The following is an 8,447-nucleotide window of genomic DNA, read 5'->3' as shown; positions in this document are numbered from 1 at the left end:
CGTCAGCGGACGGAAGCTTTAGATGTTGCTTCACCGCTCTGCGGCAAGGTGCGCAGCAACCCCGAGCTGCGCGGTCGCGACTCGCGTCGCTCCTACCCCAAGGCAACGACCGATATCGGCGCGAGGTCGAGACTCCGCGGTCGCGGCTCACGCCGCTCCTACAAGAGGAGGACGACTCGCACAGCCCCGCACCGCTACTGCAACTGATAAGAGAAACTCAGATTCCAGCGCGCCTTGCGGTCGTCGGCCTCCAGCGGCAGGTCCGCGGTCGGTCGGGCGTAAGCGAAATCGACGTTGTAGTGGCGGTTGTCGGACAGACGGATGCCGAGCCCGACCGAGCCGAGTTTGTCGATCGGCGGGCGGCCTTCGGTCATCGAGACTTGCGCGTGTTGCACCACCAGGTAAGGCGACACCGATTTCAACCAGCGCGACTGCGGGCGGTAGTTGCGGCTGAGTTCCAGCGACAACCCCCAGCCCTTGTCGGCCGACACTTCGCCCGGGTCGTAGGCCAAGGCGAAACGCGAGGCGCCGAAGCTGATCTGCTCGGACGACGGCAAGCGGTTGCGGCTGTACTGGGCGGTGCCGCGCAGGATCGCGAGGTAACGCTGTTCGGCCCAGCTTCGGCTCTGCGCGTAACCGAGGTTGTAGCGCCGAAACGAAACATCGTTCGGCGAGGCGAATTCGACGCCCGCGACGTTGGTCACCGTGCTCGCCGAGGCGCCCCAGGCATCGAGGCCGCGCGCGATCGACAGGCTGATTTGGCGAGCGCTGTTCTTCTTGGCCTTGGTGTAATCCAAGCTCGCCTGCAACACGCGGGTCTTGGAGCGTTGTTGCAGGATCGCACCGGTCGCAGTGTTGCGGTAGGCATCGACCTGATCGGCACCGTAGATGCCGGCGCCGATGAAGATCGAGCGCTCGTTGCGCAGCAGCCATGGATAACGCGCAGCGAACGCGAGGCGGTCCTGTTCGACGCGGTGATCGAGGAAATCCGGCAGCGGCGTACGGCTGGCCGGTTCGCCGCGATAACGCGAGCCGTCGACACGACCGATCCAGCCGTCGCTGCCGAACAACTGCGAATAGCCGGCGCCGTAGAAACGCTCGTCGCCGCGACCGTCGGGATACAGGGTCGACAAGGTCCACTGTTCGGCCAGCGGCGTCAGCGCATTGAGCTGCAGATTCATCAGCCCCTGGGTGCCGGGATGGTTGAACTCCAGCGCCCAAGTGGCATCGTAGCGCTTGCCGCCGACGTTGAGCTCCAGCGCGGTCGCGCCGTCGGTGGTGGTCGGCGCGGGCACGTTGATCGCCATCTTCGCGCCGGGCAGGAAGCCCAGGATCTGCGAGTAGCGCTCGAAGGTGGCCTGGCGCAACGGCCGGTCGTCGAGGATGTGTTGGGCGATCGCGCGGATCTTGCGCTCGAGCTTGCCCGGCTTGCCGCTCAGGCGCAGCTCGGCGACATAGCCTTCGACCGCGATCACGCGGACCACGCCATTGGCGAAATCCTGGGTGGGCACATAACAGAACGACAGCGCGTAGCCGTGTTCGCGATACAGCTTGCTGCAGGCTTCGGCCGCCTGCAGCAATTCGGCGACGGTGATGCTCTTGCCGGCGAGCGGACTGAACACCGCCGCGACCTGCTCGAACGGGATCGCCTTGACGCCGGACACGTCGAATTTGCTCGGCGTGAGTTGCAACGCCAGCAAAGCAGCCATTTCGGGATTCTGTTGCGGTGCGACCGTGGTGCTGACCTTGGGGTCGGTCTTCGGCAACGGTGCCTGCGGCAGGGTCTGCAGCGGGTTGCCGGTCGGCAGGCGATCCTGGGAATACGCCGGCAAGGTCGAATACAAAAGCGCGGTGACCGTCAGCGCGAGTAGGTAGCGTTTTCCCGAAAGGCCTGTTCGCATGCACGCGCCCCTGCGTTTAGCGTGGTCCATCCAGCGGAAGGTCGGCATTGGAATGGCGCGTCCGCCATGCGGCGGAACGCGCCTCCCCAAGACTCATGCGTTCACCATACGCCGTTGTTGCGCGACGGGAACGGGCCTGTGCCCGTTCCCGCGCGTTGCATCACAAACTTGCGTTCAAGGCTTCTTCTTGAGCAGACCGGTACCGAGCAGGCCACCTTGGTTGGTGGTGCCGCCGAGCAGGCCGCTGCCGGTGCTGGTGCCATTGAGCCCGGTCGCCCCGGCCACGCCGTTGACGACCGTGCTCAGCCCCTGGGTAACCGGCTGCAAAGGACCATTGACCGCTGCAGTCGCCGTCGTGCCGACCGTGGTCACGCCACCGCCGACGCTGGTCACCGCGCCGGCGACCAAGCCGGTGACCGGCGCCAACGGCGTGGTAGCGCCGGTGCTGGCCAATGCCGAGCCCACGCCGCCGACCGTGCCGCCAAGACCGGCGACGCCGCTGGTCACGCCAGCTGCGGTCACGCCGACCGGATTGGCGATGCTGCCGGCATTGCCCATGCCTGCGGTGATGCCCGCGCCGACCGTGCCGAGGTTGCCGCTGACGCCCTGTACCGCGCCACCGAGCACGCCGGTTGCGCCGCCCGGAATCGGAAGACCGCTGAGCTGCGCGCCGACCGTGCCGCCCGCAGCGGCCACGCCGCTGGTCGTGCCGCCCACGCTACGCGAGACATTCGCGACAAGGTTGCTGCCGCCGCTGCCGCCCGCGGTGCCGCCGTTGGCTTGGCCGATACCGGCAACCGGGGTCAGCACGTTGCTGAGCGCGCCGGTCAGCGCCTGCCCGCTCGGACCTTCGATCAGTCCGCCGACCTTCGGCGCCAAGCCTTTGACCTGCGTGCCGACGCCAGAGACCAAGGCACCGGCGGTGCTGGTCAGGGGCTGGATCGGCGAGCCCTGGAAGGCGCCCACGGTCGCGACCGTCTTGCCGAGGTCGTCGACGGTGGTACCGACGTTGACCACGACGTTGTCGACGCCGGCCGCAGTTGTGCCGACCGGATTGGAGATGTTGCCGATCTGGCCGAGACCGCTGCTGGTCGCTTGACCGAGCGCGGTGATCGTGTCGCCGACATCGTCGACCACAGTGCCCAGCCCCCGCGTGGTCGGAGTGCTGCCGCCGAGCAGAGCCTGATTCGGGATTTGCGCGCCCAGTCCGCTGATCGCGCCGCCTACGCCGCTGATCAGTCCGCCACCGGTGGTGACGACCGAGCCGACTACGCCGCCGGGCGGAGTGGTGGTGCTGCCGGGAGGATTGCCGGGACCGCCAGGCGTGCCGGGGCCACCGGGAGTGCCCGGGCCACCACCGCCGGAACCGCCACCGCCAGAGCCGCCACCGCCCGAGCCACCGCCGCCGGAACCTCCACCACCCGTGCCGCCGCCTCCTGAGCCGCCGCCGCCCGAACCGCCACCCTCGTCGCCGCCCCCCCCGGGATTAGGATTGAAACTCGATTTGACGCCGCCCGAGCCCGAGCAACCCGTGGTCGATACCGTGACCGTCAGGATGCAGGCTGCAAGCAGGCTGTAGGAAAGGGCTTTACGAATGCTTTGAGATTCCATTGCGTTCCTCCGAATGCAGCCTGAGCTGCCTCGTGCGCGAATGTGTCGCTACGCCTGCGTTCGCTAGGTCGCGATACCGGCAAGCTCCCCTATCACACTTACAGTTGCCGTTCTGGTGTGTAGTGGGTCAAGGCTGCTCCGATTCATCGTTTATAAAATGTGACCTTCATCACGTTTATATAGCGACGTGCGCATATTTCCGATGGCCGGTTAAACGGGTGAGAAAGGGTGATTTTCGTTCATCGATCAGTGCGGAAACGCGCGACCGGCGCAACAACGGACAAGACCCTGCGTAACCGTACGGTTATGCCCTTAAGCGTCCTGAACGCGAATCCAGAAACACAACCCGAACGTGTCTTCTGCGGCGCCGCCCTTAGGCCATCGCGACCATGCCGACGCAGCGCGACCGAGGCCCGCCGCGCGTTTTTCTTGTTTCCGACAACTACGCGGTAAGCGTTATCGGCGTAAGGCAAAACTACGCACGAACGGGTTTCACCACTCGACCGTGCCGCGAACCACCGCCTGCACGCGCCCGCCGATCCACACTTCGCGTTCGTCGTCGATGCGGATCTCGATGCAGCCATCGCGGCCGACCTCGCGCCCCTGGCTGATCTGGTAGGCATCGCCCACCTCGATACGGCCGGCGGCGAGCAAGGCGGTCGCGATCGCCGCATTGGCGCTGCCGGTCACCGGATCTTCGGCGATGCCGTCGCTCGGGCAGAAGGCCCGCACCGCGTAGGCGAATCCGGGCTCCTGGGTTCGCGCGAACACTGCCAGCCCCAGCGCATCTTCGCCGCTCAGGGCCTGGATCGCCGCCAAGTCGGGGCGCATGCCGCGTACCGCGGCGGCATCGGCGAGTTCGGCCACCCACCAACGCGGTCCGTTGTCCCACAGCGCCGGCACCAGCGGCCCCCATGGCACTCCGGCCAACGCCGCGTCGAGCAAGGCCTGCTTGTCGTGAGCGGTGACGCAACGCTGCGCGCGCGGCGTGCGGATGCTGACCCGCAAACCGTTCGCGTCGTGGACGATGCGCACCGGCAAATGTCCGGCCGCGCACTGCTGCACCAAGGCTTCGCTGCGCGGCGACACGCGTCCGGCGTCGAGCACCGCCCAGGCCGCGCCGATGCTCGGATGACCGGCGAACGACAGCTCCTGGCGCGGGGTGAAGATGCGCACCCGATAATCGGCGCCTTCGTCGGGCGGCAACAGGAAGATCGTTTCCGGCAGGTGCGTCCAGGCCGCGAACGACTGCATCGCCTCGCTGTCGAGGCCTTGCGCATCGAACACCACCGCAAGCGGATTGCCCGCACCGATGCGGTGGGCGAAGACATCGAGTTGCAGAAAGCGGCGCAGGCTCATGGATGCCGAGCGTACAGCCCGCGGCGCATGCGTTCATGTGCCCTCGGCACGATTGACGCAATGCTCGGCGAAGTCATCGCCGCTTGCGTCGAACCCATGCGGCCGAAGCGCATGTCATCGTGCAGGCGGTGCGACGACGGTGCAGCGCAAGGGCGCGGCCAAGACGGCCGCCCCCTTGCGTTGCGGGCCTGCGATCAATCGCAGAACCAGGTCCGCTTCTGGAAGATCGCAGTGCTCTCGCCCCAGGAGCTGTACTGGCCGCCGCAGCTGGCGACGGCGCCGCCGACTTCTTCGCCGGCTTCGTTGAAATACAGAATCGAATAACCCTGCCACGGAGGCGCGGCCTTGACGCTGCCGGCCAGCACCAATCCACCCAGCACCACCGCCGCCACTGCAGTTGCGATAAGACGCATCGTCGTTCTCCCCTTGCTTGATTCGTACTCCGTCGGGCCATGCCTCGCCGGAGCGCTGGAAACCCCGCGACGTTCGCGCAAAGAGGAAAGCCCCGGAAGACCGGAGCTTTCCTGCGGCGCGAACGCCGCGAACCGTATGCGCGACGCCTCAGCTTTCGGCTGCGCAGCCCTGCACGAAACGCTTGTTCTCGGTGGTCTGGCCCCAACGGCCGTCGGCGGCGCCGCAGCCGGCGGTCCACTTGCCGACCTGCGCGCCTTCGGCGTTGTAGTAGTACCAGGTGCCCTGCCAGTTGTAGGCCAGTGCATTGAACGACACGCCACCCACCATCGCCACCGCCATGACGGCAGCGAACAATCCGATACGACGCATGCGATTTCTCTCCCGATTGCGCGGCGTCATTCGCCGCTCGGGCACCTTATGCCAGCGCGCGAGCGCAGCGGCACGATCGGAGGTTCGAGCTTGTATCCACTTATCGAAATCGTGATTGCTATCGCTATTGGCCGTTTTGCCGCTGCGTAAAGCACCGGCAATCGCAATCCCGGCGACGCGACGGAGCGAATCTGCGAGGTCGCCGGGGCGCATTCAGCCGCGACGATGGTGCAGCGCACGACGCGTTGCGCGAACGAGTGATGCGTGGACAACAGCGGCGCCGCTGCTGGGCAGGAGCGGCGTCCTACTGGATTTCCTTCGGTCACAAGCCGCGACCGCCATCGATCCGATGGCGATGCAAGCGTGAGCGCTTCGGCGCAACCATGCCCATCACTTACGTCGAAACACTTGAGATTCGACGTTTGCACCGCGACGGGCGGCGGCGCGGTCGCGGCTCGCGCCGCTCCTACCCCAAGGCCGCCGCGCGTCGGATGCCAGCGCGGCGGCCCTCAGGCCGCGAGCAAGGCCGGCAATTGCGCCGGCGCGGCGGCCAGGTGCTGGGCGCCGGCTTCACGCAGTTCGTCTTCGCTGCCGAAGCCCCACAACACGCCGATGTTGCGCATGCCGTGCTCGCGCGCGCCTTCGATGTCCATGCGCCGGTCGCCGATCATCAGGCACTGCTCCGCCGACAGTTCGAAACGACGCAAGGCTTCGGCGATCAGGTCGACCTTATGGGTCAGGCGGCCGTCGCGGCTGGAGCCGATGACGTCGTCGAAGCGGTCGCCGAACGGCAGGCCGGCGAGGATCTTGCGCGCGTTGTCTTCGTTCTTGGCGGTGACGACGGCCAGGCGGTGGCCGGCGCCGTGGACCGCGTCGAGCATCTCGGCGACGCCGTCGTAGACCGAAAGCTCGGTCCAGCCTTCGCGGCTATAGCGTTCCAGATACAAGGCCACGGCCTGCTCGACGCGGGTCTCGTCGCCGAGCAGGGGCAGGAAACTGGTGCGCAGGGCCGGACCGATCCAGCCCCGCAACTCCGCCTGCGACGGCACCGGATGCCCAAGCTGCTCGAAGGCGTACGACACGCTGCGGGTGATGCCCTCGGCCGAATCGATCAGGGTGCCGTCGAGATCGAAGAACAGGGTGGTCGGCGCGCCCACGGTCAGCCCGCGCGCTGCTTGAGCGCGGTCACCGCCGGCAGTTCCTTGCCTTCGAGGAACTCGAGGAAGGCGCCGCCGCCGGTCGAGATATAGCTGACCTCGTCGGCGATACCGTACTTGTCGACCGCCGCCAGGGTGTCGCCGCCGCCGGCGATCGAGAACGCCTTCGACGCGGCAATGGCGCGCGCCAAGGTCTGCGTGCCATGGCCGAAGGCGTCGAACTCGAACACGCCGACCGGGCCGTTCCAAACCACGGTGCCGGCGTTCTTGATCAGCTCGGCGTAGCGCGCGGCGGTGTCGGGGCCGATGTCGAGAATCATGTCCCCGGCGTCGACCGCATCGACGGCCTTGACCGTCGCCGGTGCATCGGCGGCGAACGCCGGTGCCACGACGACGTCGGTCGGCACCGGAATGTCGGCGCCGCGCGCCTTGGCGTCGGCCATGATCTGCTTGGCGGTGTCGATCAGGTCGGGCTCGACCAGCGACTTACCGACGCTGTGGCCCATTGCGGCGATGAAGGTGTTGGCGATGCCGCCGCCGACGATCAGCTGGTCGACCTTGGACACCAGCGAGGACAACAGTTCGAGTTTGGTCGACACCTTGGAGCCGGCGACGATGGCCAGCAACGGACGCGCCGGGTGTTCGAGCGCCTTGGCCAGCGCGTCGAGCTCGGCCATCAGCAGCGGACCGCCGGCGGCGACCTTGGCGAAACGGATCGCGCCGTGGGTCGAGGCCTGGGCGCGGTGCGCGGTGCCGAAGGCGTCCATGACGAACACGTCGCACAGCGCGGCGTACTGCTTCGACAGCGCCTCGTCGTCCTTGCCTTCGCCGATGTTCATGCGGCAGTTCTCGAGCAACACCAGCTGACCGGGCTGCACCTCGACGCCGCCGACCCAATCCTTGATCAAGGGCACTTCGATGCCGAGCAGTTCCGACAGGCGCTGCGCCACCGGCGCCAGCGAATCGGCCTGGCTCCACTGGCCTTCCTTGGGGCGGCCGAGGTGCGAGGTGACCATCACCGCCGCGCCCTTCTCCAATGCCAGCTTCAGCGTCGGCAGCGCGGCGAGGATGCGCAGTTCGGAGGTGATGCGGCCATCGTCGATGGGGACGTTGAGATCTTCACGGATCAACACGCGCTTGCCGGCGAGATCGAGATCGGTCATGCGAACGATGGGCACGGGGCCTCCTGAGGCGATGCGGGGGATGGAATGGCTGGGGACGAGTGGAACTGGGGGCGCGGCTGGTTCGGGGAGCCGCCGCCGGGGTGGCTATTGTCGCGGCGCGGGGGGACGAAATAAACCTTCGTGTCTGAACGGAGGCATTGGCGGGGGTTTATTGGGGTGGAAACGGTTTGGTATGGGGAGGTGGCCGGGCCTGTGCTCGGTGTCGATTTGGTCGCGAGGCGAGATCGAAGTGGTCCGGTCGCGGCTTGTGACCGAAGGAAATCCAGTAGGACGCCGCTCCTACCCAAGAGCGACCGCGTTGCCGTTGCCGTTGCCGTTGCCGTTGCCGTTGCCGTTGCCGTTGCCGAGATTTTGATCTGTTTTGCCGCTTTGCCGGTCAACAGTAGACCCGGAGGGCGGCGCACAGGACGTGCGCCGTTTTTCGATAAGACAGGGACGTCTTATCGAAAAAT

7 protein-coding genes are annotated in these 8,447 nt (G+C 66.9%); all 7 read right to left on the bottom strand.

The genetic code is table 11. From position 1 onward, the window contains the following. Positions 1–194: 194 nt before the first annotated feature. Positions 195–1,901, bottom strand: a complete 1,707-nt coding sequence (locus ACTJJK_RS22760) for a ShlB/FhaC/HecB family hemolysin secretion/activation protein (protein WP_161786168.1) — start codon at positions 1,899–1,901, stop codon at positions 195–197. A gap of 174 nt (positions 1,902–2,075) precedes the next feature. Further along, positions 2,076–3,512: a collagen-like triple helix repeat-containing protein gene (locus ACTJJK_RS22755; protein WP_440731324.1), complete on the bottom strand. Its 1,437-nt coding sequence runs from the start codon at positions 3,510–3,512 to the stop codon at positions 2,076–2,078. 492 nt (positions 3,513–4,004) lie between these two features. Continuing rightward, a complete protein-coding gene (locus tag ACTJJK_RS22750) occupies positions 4,005–4,871 on the bottom strand; it encodes a PhzF family phenazine biosynthesis protein (protein WP_440731323.1) in 867 nt (288 codons plus the stop codon). Positions 4,872–5,065: 194 nt separating this feature from the next. Further along, the gene (locus ACTJJK_RS22745; RefSeq protein WP_152566412.1) at positions 5,066–5,284 is read right to left on the bottom strand and encodes a DUF6289 family protein; all 219 of its coding nucleotides are present in this window, start codon (positions 5,282–5,284) and stop codon (positions 5,066–5,068) included. A gap of 148 nt (positions 5,285–5,432) precedes the next feature. Then, positions 5,433–5,654: a DUF6289 family protein gene (locus tag ACTJJK_RS22740; protein ID WP_031374090.1), complete on the bottom strand. Its 222-nt coding sequence runs from the start codon at positions 5,652–5,654 to the stop codon at positions 5,433–5,435. A gap of 509 nt (positions 5,655–6,163) precedes the next feature. Beyond that, positions 6,164–6,811 carry an HAD hydrolase-like protein gene (locus tag ACTJJK_RS22735; protein ID WP_440731322.1) on the bottom strand — a complete coding sequence of 216 codons (648 nt, stop codon included), beginning with the start codon at positions 6,809–6,811 and terminating at the stop codon, positions 6,164–6,166. 2 nt (positions 6,812–6,813) lie between these two features. After that, complete coding sequence (locus tag ACTJJK_RS22730; RefSeq protein WP_223620264.1) at positions 6,814–7,989, bottom strand: phosphoglycerate kinase; 1,176 nt, start codon at positions 7,987–7,989, stop codon at positions 6,814–6,816. Positions 7,990–8,447: the final 458 nt, after the last annotated feature.

The organism is Lysobacter sp. 22409, from assembly GCF_052045105.1.
Taxonomy (GTDB): Bacteria; Pseudomonadota; Gammaproteobacteria; order Xanthomonadales; family Xanthomonadaceae; genus Lysobacter; species Lysobacter antibioticus_B.
Note: the sequence above shows the minus strand (reverse complement) of the source record. Positions and strands in the feature narration are given on the sequence as shown.